This window comes from Paenibacillus thermotolerans (genome assembly GCF_028745515.1).
GTDB lineage: Bacteria > Bacillota > Bacilli > Paenibacillales > YIM-B00363 > Paenibacillus_AE > Paenibacillus_AE thermotolerans.
On record NZ_JAQZSG010000001.1, the window covers coordinates 288,637 to 304,254 of the forward strand.

Consider the following 15,618-nt stretch of genomic DNA (forward strand, 5'->3'; position numbering starts at 1 on the left):
CTCTCCTTAGCGCTATAGCAATGCGGGTACCGCTTCTCTCGCGGCTTCCACGCTGTTAACGGAAATCGTGCGGACGTCTTTGCTGATTTTCTTAATAAGTCCCGCCAGCACGGAACCCGGACCGAACTCTACGAACGTATCGACGCCGAGCTCGATCATCTTCATTACACTGTCTTCCCACAATACGGGAGAATACACTTGGCGGACGAGCAGCCCGCGAATTTCCGACGCATCGCCGGTTACCTCCGCCGTTACGTTAGCGATGAGAGGTACGGACGGCGCTCCAACGGCTGCGCTCCCGAGAAGCTCGCCCAGCCGCTCGGACGCCGGTCTCATTAGCGACGAATGAAACGGCCCGCTTACTTCCAGCGGAATGACCCGCTTCGCGCCGGCTTCTTTGCCCCGCGCGGCGAGCGCTTCTACGCCTTCCCGCGTTCCGGACACGACGATTTGTCCCGGGCAGTTCAAATTCGCCAGCTCCACGAGACCCGTCTCCGCGCTGACCGCACGGCAAAGCTCGCCGAGCGTTTCGCGCTCCGCCCCGAGCACGGCCGCCATCGCGCCGCGCCCTCCCGGAACCGCTTCTTCCATAAACCGGCCGCGCATATGCACAAGACGAGCGGCTTCGCTCGCTTCCAGCGCTCCTGCCGCAGCAAGCGCCGTCCACTCGCCGAGACTATGACCGGCAACGTAATCCGGCCGAGCATCGGCGCCGCCGGCCGCTTTGAAAGCATGCAAGTAAGCGAGGCTTGTCGTCAGCAGCGCCGGCTGCGTATTGGCTGTCATCTTCAGCTCCGCTTCCGGCCCTTCGAATGCGATGCGCGACAGCTCGAAGCCTACGGCCGAATCCGCCGCTTCATACAACCGCTTCGCCGCCTCAACATCCGTCCAAGCGTCCTTCCCCATGCCGACGGTTTGCGCGCCTTGGCCGGGAAATACCCATGCCGTCTTACCCATCTGATCCGCTCCCTATTTCTTTTCTTTATCGAGAAAATCCTCTTTTACCAGGTCAAAACCGCTCCGCCCCACGTCAATCCGCCGCCGAAGCCGACGAGCACGACGGTGTCGCCTTCCTTCACGCGTCCTTCCTCAACCGCCTCGGCAAGCGCAATCGGGATCGTCGCCGCGGAAATATTGCCGTACTTATTGACGTTGATCATGACCTGTTCTTCCGTTAGCCCCAGCTTTTCCATTGCGGCGTGAATGATGCGAATATTCGCTTGATGTGGAACGAGCAGATTAATGTCTTCTTTTGTTTTGCCCGCCTTGGCAAGCACGCTTTCCGTGAGCGTATCCATAATGCGAACGGCGAATTTGAACACTTCGCGTCCGTTCTGCCATATGTGCTTCGTCATTCCCTCCGGCAAATCCTCCTCCGTCGGGTAGCGCGAGCCGCCTACGCAGCCGCCGCGCAGCAGCATGCCGCCGGTGCCGTCAGCCCCGAGCTCGAACGCCTCGAAGCCGTGCCCTTCCTTCGCCGGACCGAGCACGACGGCGCCTGCGCCGTCTCCGAACAGAACGCAAGTGTTGCGGTCCGTGTAATCGGTCACGCGGGAGAGCACCTCGGAGCCCACGACAAGCACATAATCGTACATGCCGGAAGCGATGAAATTCGCTCCGTTGGCGATGCCGTATACAAAGCCCGAACATGCGGCGGACAAGTCGAACGCCGCCGCTTTCTTCGCGCCGAGCTTCTCTTGAAGAATGCAGGAAGTCGAAGGGCACGCGACGTCGGGCGTCATCGTCGAGACGATGATGAGGCCGAGCTGATCCGCCGAAATTCCCGCCCTCTCCAATGCCTTCAGAGAAGCCTCATAAGCGAGGTCCGACGTCGCCTCTTGCGCCGAAGCGATCCGGCGTTCCTTGATGCCCGTCCGGGTCGTGATCCATTCGTCGTTCGTTTCGACCATTTTTTCCAAGTCTTGATTTGTCAGCACGCGTTCGGGAACATATTTCCCCGTACCGATAATACCGACGCGTCTTCCTATCATGATTTACCGATCCCCTTTCCCGAGTTCCGCCGCAATGGCACCCACTATGTTGTTAGAAAGCACAAGTCTCGTCTGGCGAACGGCGTTTTTGACCGCACGTGCGTCGCTGGAGCCGTGCATCTTCATGACGGCGCCGGAGAGGCCGAGCATCGGCGCGGATCCGTGCTCCTTATAATCGAGCTTATTTTTGAAGGCTCGCAGTCCGGGGCTGAGCACCGCGGCTGCAAGCTTCGTCATGAAGCTGCGGGTAAATTCAGCTTTAAGCGCGGAGAAAACCGTGGATGCCGTTCCCTCGAGCGCCTTCAGCATGACGTTGCCGGCGAAGCCGTCGCAAACGAGCACGTCGCAGACGCCTTTAAGCACATCTCTCGCCTCGACGTTGCCGACGAAACGAATCGGCGCCTCCTCCAGCAGCGGGTATGCAGCCTTCGTCATTTCGTTCCCTTTGCCGGACTCCGTGCCGACGTTGAGCAAGCCGACGCGCGGCTCGGCGATGCCGTGAACCTTGCTGCGGTAAATCGAGCCCATCACCGCATACTGCCTTAATTGTTCCGGCGTCGCATCCATGTTGGCGCCGAGATCGAGCGCCAGCATGCCGGTTCCGTCCATCGTCGGAATCATCGGCGCCAGCGCGGGGCGTTCGATGCCCGGCAGCCGGCCGACGACCAGCAAGCCGGACGCCATCAATGCGCCGGTATTTCCTGCCGAGATAAAAGCGTCGGCTTCTCCGTCGCGAACCATCGCCGCCGCGACAACCATCGAGGAATCTTTCTTCCTTCGTACGGCGCGCACCGGCTCTTCGTCTGTCGCGATTACTTCCGCGGCGTGGCGGACTTGAATGTTCGCCGGCGCCCCCGCCGCCTCAAGCAGCGGCTTGATGCGCCGCTCGTCTCCCACAAGCGTCAGCGCCGTATCCGGCCATTCCTTCGCGGCGGCAACCGCGCCTTCCACGACCGCTTCGGGGGCGTGATCCCCGCCGAACGCGTCAACCGATATCCGCATCTTTCGTAGCTCCTCTCATGCCCGCCGTTTTCCCGGATCGGTATATGACGAAGTGGCCCTGAAACACCAATTCGTCCCCTACATATGTAAATAACTCCACTTTCGCCTTCCCTTTGTCCCCGGGCGCCGAACGAACATATGCCTTGGCGATGCAGCGTTCCCCGAGCTTGACGGACCGGATAAATCGAATGTCCGCCGATGCCGTAAGCGCCACCTCGTCATTGATGACCGCGACCGCAAGCGAGTTGGCCTGCGCGAATATATGATGCCCGCGGGCGATTTTCGTACGGGAAAACACGTGCTCCTTGCCGATCTCCATAATCGAAATGCCGGACTTGTCGAGCTGGAGATCGATCACTTCCCCGATGACTTCGTCCATCGGGAGCGATCTGGCGACGCCTTGGGATTCGGCCGCCATACTCTTTATTCTTTCCCTAACCTCGGGAATGCCAAGCTCCATTCGATCGAGCCGCACCGTCTGAATGCTGACCCCGAACTGCAGCGACAATTCTTCGTCGGTTACGAAAGGGTTTGCCGTAATTCGTTCCTTCAACCGTTCCTGTCTTACCGGTTTCGGCAATCGCTCGATGGGGACCGCCTCCTAAGCCGCATCTGATTTAGTACCAAGTCCTAATACTAGTATATAGTAGTTGGTCAGTATATGACAACAAAAAAAGCATCTTCGCTTGGAAGATGCTTTCCGTTCGTTTCATTAGCCTTGCTTCACGATATCGCGCGATTTATAAGTTCCGCACACTTTGCATACGTGATGGGCCAATTTCAATTCGCCGCAATTGTCGCATTTGACCATGCCCGGGACTTCCAGTTTGAAATGGGTCCGGCGCTTGTTCTTGCGCTGCTTGGACGTTTTCGTAAATGGTACTGCCATGTTCCCACCTCCTTGCAAGAGTGCTCTTTAATCTCGTTATTGTTTAAAAAAATCTTTCAAACCCGCTAAGCGAGGATCGATGCTTTCGTGTGCGCAATTGCACGAATGCGTATTGCGATCCGTCCCGCAGACGGGACAAAGACCTTTGCAATCCGCGCTGCAGACGGGTGCATAAGGCAACTGCACCAGCAGCGATTCCTGCAAGTAGGGCATTACATCCACGCGCTCGTCGTCCACCAGGTGAATATCTTCGTCCTTGTCGGCGATGCTGCGCTGCTGCGTAAACATCTCGTCAATCGGAAACGACTGCCGCTCGGTGAACTTCTTCAAACATTTGGAGCAGACGATGTTCATCGCTGCCGTGAGCGTACCCGTTACCTTCGCCGCTCCGGCGTCCCATTCCGCCGACAAATCGGCGACCACGGGCTGCTCGAATCGAATGCCGTCGCTTTCCAAGTCCGGCATTACGAATGCTCCGTGAAGCTCCAGCGGGCCGTCTCTTCCTGCCAGCTCGCGTAAATTCACGATCACGTAGTTATCACCCCAAACAAACAAAGACTATTATATCCATTCATTTTGCTCTTTGTCAACATAAAGTATGTAGTTCAAAAGGTTCTATTATTACCGGAACGAATTTTACAATCTTTTAAATTGCAGTTAACGTCGGGTTAACAATGCTCCTTCATGCTGGACATGAAATTCATTATACCTTGTAAGGAGCGTATGTAATGGAAAAGAAAATGGACAGGCGCACATTTTTGACTCATCTAGGTACCGGCGTCGCGGCTCTCGCTGCAGCTTCCGCAGGGCTCGGCACTCTTGACGGCAAGGCGAATGCGGCTACGTCCGCGGACCACATGTTCGGTTTCAAAACGAACAAAGTTTCCGGATATTTCGAACCGATCGGGCATACGACGAAAGACGACCTCGTTCTTCCGAAAGGCTTCAAATACGACGTAGTGGCGGCTTACGGCGACGTGATCAACAAGAAAGGCGACACCTTCGGATACAATAACGATTTTACAGTTTATTTCCCGATCGACGGAAGCAACGAGCGCGGCTTGCTGTGGGTAAACCACGAATATACGAGCGAGCTGTGGGTTACCGGGGCGAAGACGGACGGCAAATTTTCCAAGGCGCAAGTCGAGAAGCTGCTTTATAATCAAGGCGGCTCCGTCATTGAGGTTTACAGGGATGCGAAAGGCGTCTGGAAAATGGATACGAGCTCGAAATATGCCCGCCGCGTAACCGGCATGACCCCCATCAAGCTCGTCGGTCCGGCTGCGGGAACGAAAGCCGTGAATGGCGCAACGACCGTACAGGGCACGTTCGCCAACTGCTCCGGCGGCATGACGCTTTGGAACACGCTGCTCTCCTGCGAAGAAAACTTTGAATCGACCGCGAAGGACGCCGGTCTCGATTCCGCGCATTACGGCTGGGTCGTCGAGGTTGATCCGTTCGATGACAAGCGCGACATCGTTAAGCATACGGCGCTCGGACGCTTCAACCATGAAAATACGGCCATGGGCCTCTCCAAAGACGGCCGGGTAGTAGTCTACATGGGAGACGACAAAAAAGACGCAGGCGTATACAAGTTCATTACAAGCGGCAAGTACGATCCGGCGAAAGGCAAAGAGAACAGCAAGCTGCTGTATGAAGGCACCCTTTACGTAGCGGACTTGAAAAAAGGCAAATGGATCGCGGTCACGATCGAAGCGCTAAAAAAAGCGATGAACGCGCCGAACTGGAAGCCGAAGAGCGGTACGGCCGAGGAATGGAAGGCGAAATTTCAGACGCAAGCGGACGTGCTCGTGAACTGCCACGAGGTTGCCATGGCGCTTGGCGGTACGCCGACGGACCGTCCGGAGGATATCGAAATTTCGCCGTTCGACAACACGTTCTTCGTCTGCCATACGAACAACGACTTGCACGGCAACATTCACGGTCATATTACTCGCTTCTTCGAGAAGGACAACGACCTTGGCGCGATGGAATTCGACTTTGAAATATTCGCGGCGGGCGGACGTCAAAGCGGCTTCTCCGCTCCGGACAACATTACGTTCGATTCGAACGGCGATCTTTGGACTGTGACCGACATTTCGTCGAGCTCCCTGAACAAAGGCGTACATACCCCATTCGGGAACAACGGCGTTTACGTCATTCCGAGCTCCGGCCCGGCCAAAGGCCAAGCGCTGCAATTCGCCTCCGCTCCGGTTGAAGCCGAGCTGACGGGACCTTGGTTTACGCCGGACGAGCGCACGCTGTTCCTTGCGGTGCAGCATCCGGGCGAAGAAACGGAAGACGCGGCGAAGCCGACCTCCAAGTGGCCGCATCGCCCGGGAGACAATCAACCGCGCCCGGCCGTCGTCGCCATTACCGGGTTTGCATTCTAATTACACTTTCTTCATACAATTTGATATAATGATGTTTACCTAAAAGCAATAAGCAGAGGAGTTGTCCAAGAAATGCCATTTGGAAATATCGGGATCGGCGGCTTGGTGTTAATATTGATCATTGCGCTCATTATTTTCGGACCTTCCAAATTGCCGGAGCTCGGCCGTGCGTTCGGTCGGACGCTCAGCGAGTTCAAGACCGCAACGCGGAGCCTTACGTCCGGCGATGCGGACGAGGACGAAAAAAATAAGCCGCAAAGCCAACTGTCGGCTGACCAAAAATAAAGGAAACCGGTGGTTCGGATGGCTGATCGAGACTTGCACCTTACAGAGCACCTTGCGGAGCTGCGAAAGCGGCTCCTCATTACGATGGGCGCCTTTCTAGTCGCCCTTTTTGCTGCCTTTTTCTATGTGGAAGACATATACAAATGGCTGACCCGCGATTTAGGGTACAAGCTTCAGACGTTGGGCCCTTCCGACGCCCTGTGGGTGTACCTGATGATCGCTTGCGTGTTCGCCATCGCCGTGACGATCCCGATCGCGGGCTTCCAGCTTTGGCGCTTCGTCTCGCCGGGGCTCAAGGATAACGAACGAAGAGCCGCACTGGCTTACATTCCGGCGCTTGCCATCTTGTTTGCGGTCGGCATCTCGTTCGGTTATTTCATCATTTATCCGATGGTGCTCGATTTTCTGACAAGCATCGCCGCCGACACGTTCGAGACGAACTATACGGCCGAGAAGTATTTCCGGTTTATGATCAATATGACCGTGCCGTTCGGAGTACTGTTCGAGATGCCTGTCGTCGTCATGTTTTTAACGTCGCTCGGCATCTTAAACCCGATCCGCCTGGCGAAAGTGCGGAAGATGGCATACTTCATCCTTACGATCGTTGCCGTAACGATCACGCCTCCGGACATTACTTCCGACGTGCTCGTCACCGTGCCGCTCCTGCTGCTTTATGAAATCAGCATCGGCTTATCCCGCTTCGTATTCGTCAGGAAGCAAGCGAAGCGAAATCTCGAAGCCTAAAATTCCGGTTTGCAGCGCCTCCCTTACGGGGAGGCGTTTTGTTTTGGTATAATATGCCGCAAACGGCGATGAAGGATGGATGAAGCATGGGGATTACGGCGGGCATTGTGGTGGAATACAATCCTTTCCACAACGGACATGCCTATCATCTTGAGGAGACGCTTCGCGCAACCGGCGCGGAAGCGGTCGTCGCGGTCATGAGCGGCAACTGGCTGCAGCGGGGAGAGCCCGCGCTCGTTTCGAAGCGGGCCCGCGCGGAAATGGCGCTTGCCGGCGGAGCGGACCTCGTCATCGAGCTCCCTGTCGCTTACAGCACGCAGCCCGCCGAATGGTTCGCTTACGGAGCCGTATCCGCGCTTCACGCGAGCGGAATCGTCGACGCGCTTTGCTTCGGCAGCGAGGCCGGCGACATCGGTGCGCTGTATGCCGTTGCAGAGCGGATGAGCAGCGAGCCGGAAACGTTCAAGGAAAAGCTGAGAGCGCAATTGAAGAGCGGGGCCCCTTATCCGCTCGCCTACGCCGCCGCCGTCCGGTCGCTCGTGCCGAATACGGATGCGGACGCCGGTAGCCTGCTTTCCCAGCCGAACAACTCGCTCGGCTACCATTACATCTTATCCTTGCTTCGGCTTGGCAGCCGCATAAAGCCGTACACTATTCAGCGAATCAAAGCCGGGTATGCGCAAGAGCACATCACGGACGAATCGATCGCAAGCGCTACGGCGATCCGCAAAGCGCTTTTCAGCAAGGAGGCGGCCGATTCGAAAGAGGCGCTCCGCGGCATCGCCGCGTTCGTGCCTAAGGCGACGCTCGACATTATGATCCGGGAATGCGAAGCGGGCAAAGGACCGGTGCATTGGGAATCGTACCGCATTCCGCTGCTTCACCGGCTGCTCACGGCAACCCCCGAGCAGCTTGCCGCGTTCCGGGAAGTGACAGAAGGCTTAGAGCACCGCATAAAAAAGGCGCTCTCCGCCGCTGCCCGGCCCGTGACCGTCGACAGCCTGCTGGAGGCGCTCAAAACGAAACGTTATACAAGAACGAAGCTGCAGCGGATGCTGACTTCCATTTATTTGGAGCACCGCAAAGACGCGTTGACGGCCGATGTGCTGAGGCAAGGCGTTCCTTACTTGCGGGTACTCGGCTTTTCCGAGCGCGGAAGGCCGCTGCTCAAAAAAATGAAAGAAAAGGCGTCGGTGCCCGTACTGACGAATGTCGGCCGGGAGCACCTTCATCCTATGCTTCAGCTGGATGTCGCGGCAACCGCGGCATACTCGTTAGCCTATACCGCATCAACGCCGGAGCATTGGTTCGAAGATTACTATGCCTCCCCCGTGCGGCGTTCCGGAGCTGCCGGGGCCGAGTCCGAAGCCGAGTCCGGGTTGCCAGAGCCGCGCACAGCCGAAGACTAGGACGCGGAAGCATTCGAGACCGGCGGCAATTGCTCCAAGTAATCGAGCGCATCCCGCAGCGTCTTGACGGGAACGATCTTCATCCCGGTTCCGATTTCCTTTGCTTTCTGCTCGGCTTCTTGCGCGTTCTGGACCGGAGCGAAAAACACCTCCGCCCCTTCCCGATCGGCTGCCACGACCTTATGTCGGATGCCGCCGATCGAGCCGACCTCCCCTTGCGGCGAAATCACTCCCGTCCCGGCGATAATGTGTCCGCGGGTTACATCGTCCTCGGTCAGCTGGTTTACAATCTCTAGCGCAAACATGAGACCGGCGGACGGACCTCCGATGTGGCTCACCTTGATGTTCACCTGCTTGTTAGGATCGTCGCTGACCACCGACAACACCGCTCCGAACGCGATGCCGATCCCAGGCTTAGGCGGATCCGTGCCGGGCAGCGGCTTCAGCTCAATCTCCGCTGTTGCTTGCTGCTCCCCCCGGCGATAAGCAACCTCTATCTTATCGCCAAGCTTGCTGCCTTCGAGCGACTGTACCACGTCCTCCACCGTCCGGATATCGTGTCCGCGCACCTTTTTCAGCTCGTCCCCCGGCCGTAAAACTCCCGCCGCTCCGAGCCCCGGCTCCACCGACATGACGACGATGGCCGTGCTTTTTTCTTGGTACGGAATATCCAACGCATTGTAAGCCGCTTCGATCGCGTTCCCTTGGGAGGATTTCATCGTTACCTGCTGCCTGGCGTCGTAGTCTTCCTTCGTATTGCCGCGCAAAATATCGTTCTGATGAAACAATTGCGCATTAGGACTTAAACCTGCTTTTACAAAGGAGTAGACATTGGCGAACTGTACATGGACCGTGGTAAGGAGCAGCGCTCCCTGCTCCTCCCCTTGGATATGCGCCGCCTCCACCATATCCCGCGTTCGCTCGGCCGTTCCGGGCTCGTATACGACGTAGGGAACCGGAAGCAGCGACAGCAGCACAAATAGGAGCGCCGCAGTTACCATCCCCAAAATAAACGATCTTGTGTTGTTCAATCGATGCAGGCGTCCGGGCATGGCCGGGCTTCACTCCTTCCCGTAGGGCTTGGTCTAAACGGACGGTTTTCCGCGTAAACATGTACCATTCCATTTTTACGTCGGGGGCGAAACGCTTTGCAAACGAAAGAATCCCGCTTCAGCAGCCTGATTTCCGCCCTGTTCGGTATCGCTGCAGTGACGCTTGTCGCCATGATCGTCGCGTTCCCCGCGGAGTCGTTCTCCGCTTCGTTGTCCGGACTGCGCATTTGGTGGGAATACGTTTTCCCTGCGCTGCTTCCGTTTTTCATTTTGTCCGAATTGATGCTCGGCCTCGGCGTCATTCACGCCGTCGGCGTGCTGTTGGAACCGCTCATGCGGCTGTTGTTCCGACTTCCCGGCGCGGGCGGCTGGGCGGCCGCCATGGGCTTCACGATCGGCTTCCCCGCGGGCGCGAAGGCTGCGGCCGATCTGCGCAGGCAAGGCTTCATCAGCCGCTCGGACGGAAACCGGCTGCTCGCCTTGTCGCATCTGTGCTCTCCCGTATTTTTGACGATTGTCGTTGCGGCTTCTTTTTGGGGCAAACCCGAATTCGGCTTGCCGCTGTTCATCCTTCACTTGCTTTCCGCGCTGCTTACCGGTCTGATCGTTCGCGTATTTTTCATACCGCCGGCGAAGCGTACGGACGCCAATGAGTCTGGCGCGCCGGCGGACGGCGCCGACGAGACGGACCTTCGTGCGGGCCGGAAAAGAAAACGCCCTCCTATCCTTTACCGAATGTTCGACGGCATGCAAAAGGGACAACGCCAAGACGGCCGCGTCTTCGGCCGGCTGCTCGGGGAAGCCGTCGGCTCCTCGGTGCAGTCGCTGCTCGCCATCGGCGGTTTTATGATCGTTTTTTCCGTCCTGCTGAAGCTGCTTGCCGTTTCCGGATTGACGGCGCAGCTGCACCGGCTGCTCCAAACGTTGTTCGTCCCGTTCGGTGTGCCGCCGGAGCTGGCCGAAGGCGCAATCACAGCGCTGTTTGAAGTTCATCTCGGCGCCTACGCCCTTAGCCATAGCCAAAGCGGCGCCTTATGGACGGCCGCCTTGCTGTGCGCGGCGGTCGGCTGGGGCGGCTTATCGGTTCACGCACAGGTGAAAAGCCTGATCGCCGGCACCGACTTGCGCTACGCTGCCTTTTTGCTTTCGCGCATCGTCCATTCGATCGTATCTTTGTTCGTTGCGTTGACGCTGTGGGAGCCGCTTCGCCGGCTGCTTCTTCTGCTCCCCGGCCAAGCCGAGCAGACGTTTTCCCCTATTTCTGCCATTGGCGGAACTGAAGCTGCCGTTCAAGGCGGCGCATCGTACTGGCAGCATGTGCCCGTAACCTTTGCGCTGCTTGCGCTGGTTCTCGCCGCTGCCGCATCGTTATCGTTACTGGCCCGAATATTTGTCCCGAAGCGCTTTTTCGACCTCAGGCGGAACTAGATCCTTTACCGGACCGCGGAACGTGGCGACCTCTTTTACGATGCTGGAGCTTACATACGAGTAAACGGGGTTCGTCATCATAAAGAACGTTTCGATATCGCCGCCCAGCTTTCGGTTCGTAGAAGCCATCATCATTTCATGCTCGAAATCCGACACCGCGCGCAAGCCGCGAACGATGACATGAGCTTGCTTTTGATTCATATAATTGATGAGCAGGTCGCGGAACCCGTCGACCTCCACATTCGGAATATCCTTCGTAACGCTGAGAAGCAGCTCTTTCCTTTCGTCCAGCGTAAACAAAGGATTTTTCGACGTGTTGTTCAGCACCGCGACGATCAGCCGGTCGAACTGCTTGGCTGCGCGGTGAATAATGTCAAGGTGTCCGTAGTGGACCGGATCGAAGCTTCCCGGATACACGGCAACCGTCGCGCCCCGCCCTTTCGGATTTTCCATACGTATGATTACCCCTCTCTACTCGATGCTCCCGCCGATCTGTTCTGTTTCTGTCGCTTCCTCTTCCGGCTCAAAATCGTACAAGCTGACGGCCGTATCCCCGTATTGCGATTTCCGCCGCAGCTTGAACGATCCGAAGCTGTCGGGATAGCTGTGCGAAACCTCATGCTCCACTACCGCGACCGCCCCGTCCCGGAGCAAGCCGCGGTTCTCCATAAATAATAAATAGTCCGCGGCATCCTTCATCCGGTACGGAGGATCGAGAAACACCAGATCGAACGAGCGGCTTCGCTTGGCAAGCGCCTTGAGCGCCTGCGCCGCTTCGGTGCGAAACACCTCCGCCTTCGATTCCAGCTTGGCCGAGCGCAAATTGTCCCTGATCGTCTCGATGCTCCGCTTGTCATGGTCGATAAAGACGGCGCCGTCCATCCCCCGGCTCAGCGCCTCGATGCCGAGTCCGCCGGTACCGGCGAACAAATCGAGCGCGTCCCCGCCGTCGAAGTACGGACCGATCATGCTGAAGAGCGCTTCCTTCACTTTGTCTGTCGTCGGCCGCGTCCCGATTCCCGGCACCGCCTTCAGCGGCCTCCCCTTGGCCGAACCCGATATGACCCTCACGTGCTGTTTCCTCCAAAAAACCGCTGATTGATTGTTGCTGTACGAACATTTTTCCAATTTATCGTAACATAATTCTTTTTCCGTGAAAAATGTTCCGCATCAGGTGTATAAAACTCCCAAATTCGGCAATGCTGTAGTTAGCGACATCACGTATGTCGTAGACAACCGCGGAGAAGACTTACGTTTCCCCATAAGCTCTTCGTCCGGTTTCTCCTCTCCCATGAAAGGGGTCTGCGAAAGCAGGCCCCGAATTATTTTCCGTGCGGAAAAGTCCGTACGGACTTTTTTTGTCAGGCTTGCATCTCTGCGGTAAAAAAATGAACCGCCTTCCTTAGAAGACGGTTAACTAAGCTTACATCATGCCGTTTTCAATTATTTTTCACTAAGCTGCTTACCTTTAAAAAAGTAGTAAAGAACAGCCCAAAAACTTATGGCAACTAAATAAATCGGAAAAGAATACATAAATTCGTAACCGTTTTTATAATGATACACGTTGCACAAAACTGCCAATCTTTCTAGTCCGAACGAAAATGCTCCCCATAAAAAGATATATAGAGGCGCAAAACGAAAATTGAAACGCAACCAATCCCATACGTAAAAAAACAAATAGCTCCATGGCCCATACATCAAATAGGAGATGAAGTCGAAAAACTCATAGTTTGATGAATCATTTACATCATAAAAATCTACCGGCTCCACGCTTAGGGAATGATCGAACATGAAACCGTTGTAGATCCCGCAAGTTGCAAATATAACGGTAGTCTTTAAGGGAAATCGTTTCGGTAAAATAAACATCAATAGATAACCGGTACAGAATCCGGTAATAACGAACCATTCGTTGGCGTTAAATTGAGTATCATAAACAATCATGTTTAAGCTGTTACCTTTCTGTCCAAGGAAGTAATCGCCCAAGTTATTATTCTCGAAAACAGTACATTTGCGCACATGCTAATGGCCGAATATATAATATTCCAATGATGAAAGGAAACGATCCCGACATATACCGCTACCAGCTGAACAAGTAAAGTAAACAGTACGATCAATGCCACTCCGAGCCATTTTACATCGCTTGAATACAGTAAGATATTGGACGTCGCGACTAATACTAAAGGCAGTTCGATAAGTCGAAACATTAAATCTGCAATCCCGTTCCCAATCCCCGGTTCAACGACGATTAGTTTGAGATTGACATGTAGAATCGTAAACACGCTTAGTTCAAATATTGTATTATAAAAAAATAGAACAATATTTTCGGATACGGTGAGTTTCTTTGGAATGAGTGAAAAAACAGTTACTGCAATCCAGGTTGCTATAGTCCCGACGATGATTGCCATCGTTAGCCTCCGAACATCCGGTATCCGGAAAAGTGTATGCATTGATTCAAGTCTTGGCAAATCCAGGATAGGTTATTCACGATTATTTATACGTCAAAAATAACCCCGCTACGGCCTGCTTTATGCCGATGCGGGGTTTCGTTTAATTTGCGGCTTCTCCGAGGAGCCGGTTGACCTGCTCCAGCTGCGCCTTCTCTTCCTCCGATAATTGTTCCTTGGCGATCAGGACGGCTTGGCGAAGCTTTAATATGCGGATGCGTTCCGTATCGCCGGTCGGCTGCATCTCTGCTTTTCCGCCGCTCAACCGCTCCTCGTATTCGGCGAAGCTGCCTTCATACAGCCGCCAGCCGCCTCGCCCGTCAAGCGCGACGACCTTGCTTGCGAGCGCGCGAAGCAAGTACCGGTCGTGCGAAACGACAACGAACGCCCCATTGTACGCCGCAAGCGCCTCCTCCATTCGCTCCCGGGTATCGATGTCCAAGTAGTTGGTCGGTTCGTCGAGCACGAGCAAATTCGCGCCGCTGAAATACAGCTGAAGAAACGCCACCCGGCATTTTTCGCCCATGCTTAAGCTTCCGATCTCCTTATACACCGAGTCCCTGGAAAATAAGAAGCATCCGAGAATCGTCCGCGCGAACGATTCGGTCATCCCGGGAATCGTCAGCAGACTGTCGAGGATCGTCGTGCTCTGCCGAAGGCTTTGAAGCTGCTGCGAAAAATAGCCGATTTTCAGCTCCGGATGGCGCGTAACGGTTCCTTCCCGCGGGGTCAGCTCGCCGATGATCAGCTTAAGCAGCGTCGATTTGCCGGCGCCGTTCGGCCCGACGACCGCCACGCGATCCCCGCGTTTGACGGTGAGCGTCGCGCCTGAAAATAACGGCGGCAGCGAATGCTCGTAAGCGAACCGGATCCGGTCGACATGGATGAGCGTCTTCGCTTCAAAGGCGGCGGACTCCAAGCGCATCCGGAGCTGCTCCGAATCGCGAGGCTGCTCCACCTTGTTGGATTCGAGTCGCTCGAGCTCTTTTTGCTTCGCGTGGTATCTTGCCGTATGCTTGTTCGCCCGCGCCGCGTAATACGGCTTCGCGGCGCCGACCTCCGCCTTGGCCGCCTGGCGGCTCGCCTTCAAATACCATTGCTGGTACATGCGAATCGATTCGAGCAGCTTTTCCTTCTCGGCTTCCTGCTTTCGGTAGAGCATCTCCTGCGTCTTTCGCTCGAGCTCCTTCTGCTCCCGGTACGCCCTGTAGTTGCCGTTGTACGACCTTACGCCTTGGGGCTGCAGCTCGAGTATGCGCTCGGCGGTTGCGTCCAGGAAGGCGCGGTCGTGCGACACCATCAGAATCGTGCCGGGATAAGAGCGCACCCATTCCTGCAGCCATAGCATCGTCTCTTCGTCGACATGGTTCGTCGGCTCATCCAGCAGCAGCACCTTCGGCTTTCGTGCGAGCAATCTGGCTAGCCCTGCCTTTGTTTGCTGTCCGCCGCTCAGCTGGTCATACGGCAGCTCCCACAGGCGAGCTTCGAGCCCCGCCTGCTTCATCGCCCGCTCCACCTCCGCCTCCCAGCCGTAGCCGTCGCTCGCGGCATAGCGCTCATAGGCGGAACCGTAGCGGGCGAGCGCGTCCTCCCAATCGACGGCAGCGTCGCCTCCTCCGGCCTGCCCGCTCAGCTTCTCGAGCTCTTCCTGCCGGCGGAGCAGCTCGCAGCGGGCTTCGTTCATTCGCGGGGTTCCGGCGCGCACATAGTCGATTGTCCTCTGCCCGGGCGGCGCTTCGGCGGCTTGCTGCAGCCAGCCCCACTCCTCCGGGCTGACGAACCGCTGCACCTGCCCTTCTTCGGGCTCGATGGCACCTTGCAATATGCCGAGCAATGTCGTTTTTCCGGCGCCTTTTCGGCCCAGCAGCGCGGCGTGCTCCCCTTCCTTCAGCTCCAGGTCGACGCCGCTGAACAGCGGAGCGCCTTGTACGCTGAATCCGATTCCTTTCGCTTTCACGATAAACATATAAACATCGCCTCC

The 15,618-nt window shown here is 56.3% G+C and carries 16 protein-coding genes; 5 read left to right on the forward strand and 11 right to left on the reverse strand.

The genetic code is table 11. The features are described 5' to 3' along the window. Positions 1–12: 12 nt before the first annotated feature. The 6 genes from fabD to PT964_RS01450 all read right to left on the reverse strand — a co-directional run bounded on the left by fabD (position 13) and on the right by PT964_RS01450 (position 4,413). Positions 13–957, reverse strand: a complete 945-nt coding sequence (gene fabD / locus PT964_RS01425; RefSeq protein WP_274361519.1) for an ACP S-malonyltransferase — start codon at positions 955–957, stop codon at positions 13–15. A gap of 44 nt (positions 958–1,001) precedes the next feature. Further along, positions 1,002–1,991 carry a beta-ketoacyl-ACP synthase III gene (locus PT964_RS01430; RefSeq protein ID WP_274361520.1) on the reverse strand — a complete coding sequence of 330 codons (990 nt, stop codon included), beginning with the start codon at positions 1,989–1,991 and terminating at the stop codon, positions 1,002–1,004. 3 nt (positions 1,992–1,994) lie between these two features. Then, the gene (plsX, locus tag PT964_RS01435; RefSeq protein WP_274361521.1) at positions 1,995–2,993 is read right to left on the reverse strand and encodes a phosphate acyltransferase PlsX; all 999 of its coding nucleotides are present in this window, start codon (positions 2,991–2,993) and stop codon (positions 1,995–1,997) included. Further along, positions 2,977–3,573, reverse strand: a complete 597-nt coding sequence (gene fapR / locus PT964_RS01440) for a transcription factor FapR (RefSeq protein ID WP_274361522.1) — start codon at positions 3,571–3,573, stop codon at positions 2,977–2,979. The genes plsX and fapR overlap by 17 nt, the downstream gene beginning before the upstream one ends. A 132-nt stretch (positions 3,574–3,705) precedes the next feature. Then, positions 3,706–3,882, reverse strand: coding sequence for a 50S ribosomal protein L32 (rpmF, locus tag PT964_RS01445; RefSeq protein WP_274361523.1), 177 nt, complete (start codon positions 3,880–3,882; stop codon positions 3,706–3,708). 36 nt (positions 3,883–3,918) lie between these two features. Continuing rightward, complete coding sequence (locus tag PT964_RS01450; protein WP_274361524.1) at positions 3,919–4,413, reverse strand: YceD family protein; 495 nt, start codon at positions 4,411–4,413, stop codon at positions 3,919–3,921. A 197-nt stretch (positions 4,414–4,610) separates the two neighbouring features. Between PT964_RS01450 and PT964_RS01455 the strand changes: the two genes are divergently transcribed. The 4 genes from PT964_RS01455 (at position 4,611) to PT964_RS01470 (ending at position 8,713) form a co-directional block, all read left to right on the forward strand. Next, positions 4,611–6,275: a PhoX family protein gene (locus tag PT964_RS01455; protein WP_274361525.1), complete on the forward strand. Its 1,665-nt coding sequence runs from the start codon at positions 4,611–4,613 to the stop codon at positions 6,273–6,275. A gap of 72 nt (positions 6,276–6,347) precedes the next feature. Next, the gene (locus tag PT964_RS01460; protein WP_274361526.1) at positions 6,348–6,560 is read left to right on the forward strand and encodes a twin-arginine translocase TatA/TatE family subunit; all 213 of its coding nucleotides are present in this window, start codon (positions 6,348–6,350) and stop codon (positions 6,558–6,560) included. 18 nt (positions 6,561–6,578) lie between these two features. Continuing rightward, positions 6,579–7,304 carry a twin-arginine translocase subunit TatC gene (gene tatC / locus PT964_RS01465; protein ID WP_274361527.1) on the forward strand — a complete coding sequence of 242 codons (726 nt, stop codon included), beginning with the start codon at positions 6,579–6,581 and terminating at the stop codon, positions 7,302–7,304. A gap of 86 nt (positions 7,305–7,390) precedes the next feature. Further along, positions 7,391–8,713 (forward strand): nucleotidyltransferase, encoded by a 1,323-nt coding sequence (locus tag PT964_RS01470; protein ID WP_274361528.1) that lies wholly within the window; start codon positions 7,391–7,393, stop codon positions 8,711–8,713. Here the strand turns inward: PT964_RS01470 and PT964_RS01475 are convergent. After that, on the reverse strand, positions 8,710–9,765 hold the full coding sequence (locus PT964_RS01475) for a YlbL family protein (protein ID WP_274361529.1): 1,056 nt from the start codon (positions 9,763–9,765) through the stop codon (positions 8,710–8,712). The two genes, PT964_RS01470 and PT964_RS01475, sit on opposite strands and share 4 nt — an antisense overlap. A 96-nt stretch (positions 9,766–9,861) precedes the next feature. Here PT964_RS01475 and PT964_RS01480 point away from each other — a divergent pair, with 96 nt between their 5' ends. After that, positions 9,862–11,193, forward strand: coding sequence for a nucleoside recognition domain-containing protein (locus tag PT964_RS01480; RefSeq protein WP_274361530.1), 1,332 nt, complete (start codon positions 9,862–9,864; stop codon positions 11,191–11,193). Here the strand turns inward: PT964_RS01480 and coaD are convergent. From coaD to abc-f, 4 genes are all read right to left on the reverse strand, one after another. Further along, the gene (coaD, locus tag PT964_RS01485) at positions 11,140–11,646 is read right to left on the reverse strand and encodes a pantetheine-phosphate adenylyltransferase (RefSeq protein WP_274361531.1); all 507 of its coding nucleotides are present in this window, start codon (positions 11,644–11,646) and stop codon (positions 11,140–11,142) included. The two genes, PT964_RS01480 and coaD, sit on opposite strands and share 54 nt — an antisense overlap. Before the next feature lie 18 nt (positions 11,647–11,664). After that, positions 11,665–12,264, reverse strand: a complete 600-nt coding sequence (gene rsmD / locus PT964_RS01490; protein WP_274361532.1) for a 16S rRNA (guanine(966)-N(2))-methyltransferase RsmD — start codon at positions 12,262–12,264, stop codon at positions 11,665–11,667. Positions 12,265–13,136: 872 nt separating this feature from the next. Then, a complete protein-coding gene (locus PT964_RS01495) occupies positions 13,137–13,598 on the reverse strand; it encodes a hypothetical protein (RefSeq protein ID WP_274361533.1) in 462 nt (153 codons plus the stop codon). A gap of 142 nt (positions 13,599–13,740) precedes the next feature. Then, on the reverse strand, positions 13,741–15,603 hold the full coding sequence (gene abc-f, locus PT964_RS01500) for a ribosomal protection-like ABC-F family protein (RefSeq protein WP_274361534.1): 1,863 nt from the start codon (positions 15,601–15,603) through the stop codon (positions 13,741–13,743). Positions 15,604–15,618: the final 15 nt, after the last annotated feature.

Coding starts and splice junctions, on each gene's coding strand:
- fabD (WP_274361519.1), bottom strand. CDS start 957: ATGGGTAAGACGGCATGGGTATTTCCCGGCCAAGGCGCGCAAACCGTC.
- PT964_RS01430 (WP_274361520.1), bottom strand. CDS start 1,991: ATGATAGGAAGACGCGTCGGTATTATCGGTACGGGGAAATATGTTCCC.
- plsX (WP_274361521.1), bottom strand. CDS start 2,993: ATGCGGATATCGGTTGACGCGTTCGGCGGGGATCACGCCCCCGAAGCG.
- rpmF (WP_274361523.1), bottom strand. CDS start 3,882: ATGGCAGTACCATTTACGAAAACGTCCAAGCAGCGCAAGAACAAGCGC.
- PT964_RS01455 (WP_274361525.1), top strand. CDS start 4,611: ATGGAAAAGAAAATGGACAGGCGCACATTTTTGACTCATCTAGGTACC.
- PT964_RS01460 (WP_274361526.1), top strand. CDS start 6,348: ATGCCATTTGGAAATATCGGGATCGGCGGCTTGGTGTTAATATTGATC.
- tatC (WP_274361527.1), top strand. CDS start 6,579: ATGGCTGATCGAGACTTGCACCTTACAGAGCACCTTGCGGAGCTGCGA.
- PT964_RS01470 (WP_274361528.1), top strand. CDS start 7,391: ATGGGGATTACGGCGGGCATTGTGGTGGAATACAATCCTTTCCACAAC.
- PT964_RS01475 (WP_274361529.1), bottom strand. CDS start 9,765: ATGCCCGGACGCCTGCATCGATTGAACAACACAAGATCGTTTATTTTG.
- coaD (WP_274361531.1), bottom strand. CDS start 11,646: ATGGAAAATCCGAAAGGGCGGGGCGCGACGGTTGCCGTGTATCCGGGA.
- PT964_RS01495 (WP_274361533.1), bottom strand. CDS start 13,598: ATGGCAATCATCGTCGGGACTATAGCAACCTGGATTGCAGTAACTGTT.
- abc-f (WP_274361534.1), bottom strand. CDS start 15,603: ATGTTTATCGTGAAAGCGAAAGGAATCGGATTCAGCGTACAAGGCGCT.